This is a genomic window from Psychrobacillus sp. PGGUH221, from assembly GCF_042055255.1.
Taxonomy (GTDB): domain Bacteria; phylum Bacillota; class Bacilli; order Bacillales_A; family Planococcaceae; genus Psychrobacillus.
Genome location: NZ_JAQMHQ010000033.1, coordinates 1 through 622, shown reverse-complemented (window position 1 = coordinate 622; position 622 = coordinate 1). Strand labels below are relative to the sequence as shown.

Genomic DNA, 622 nt, shown 5'->3' with positions numbered 1-622 from the left:
ATAGGCAGTCTTGACAATGTGGAGCAAGTATTAAAGGTAACTGGCTATGTACAAACTGCACCAGGGTTTAATGAACCTTCCAAAATCCTTGATGCCGCTTCTGAATTACTTGAGAAGATATTTGATGAAAAAGGACTTCATGCTCGCTCGGCGGTTGGAGTAGCAGAGCTTCCTAGCAACACACCGATTGAGATTGATTTTGTTATTGCAGTTAAATAGGAGGGATTAACAACATGATTTCTTTAAAAGATGTGAAAGATGGCAGAGAACGAATTAGCGATATAGCGTATGTAACACCGATTTTACAATCAAGGCAACTTTCTAAAATATGTGGGAATCAGATGTTTTTAAAATCAGAGCATTTACAAAAAACAGGTTCATTTAAAATACGAGGAGCAAGTAATAAAATTATTCATGCGATTGAAAATGGTGCGAAGTTTGTAACAGCAGCATCATCAGGTAATCACGGTCAAGCCGTTGCTTATGTTGCAAAAAAATACGGAGTTCCGGCAACCATTGTAGTGCCTGAAAACGTTAGTAAGTGTAAGGTTAACGCAATCCAAGCTTATGATGGTAAGGTGGAAATGTGCGGGACTACTTCTGGAGAACGTATACCAAGAGC

The 622-nt window shown here is 38.9% G+C and carries 2 protein-coding genes; both read left to right on the top strand.

The genetic code is table 11. The features are described 5' to 3' along the window. Positions 1 to 219, top strand: a 219-nt coding sequence (locus PGC35_RS22040; RefSeq protein WP_375220726.1) for a RidA family protein, incomplete at its 5' end; no start/stop codon positions are given. Between the two features lie 14 nt (positions 220 to 233). Beyond that, a partial coding sequence (locus tag PGC35_RS22035) for a pyridoxal-phosphate dependent enzyme (protein WP_375220725.1) occupies positions 234 to 622 on the top strand: 389 nt, incomplete at its 3' end.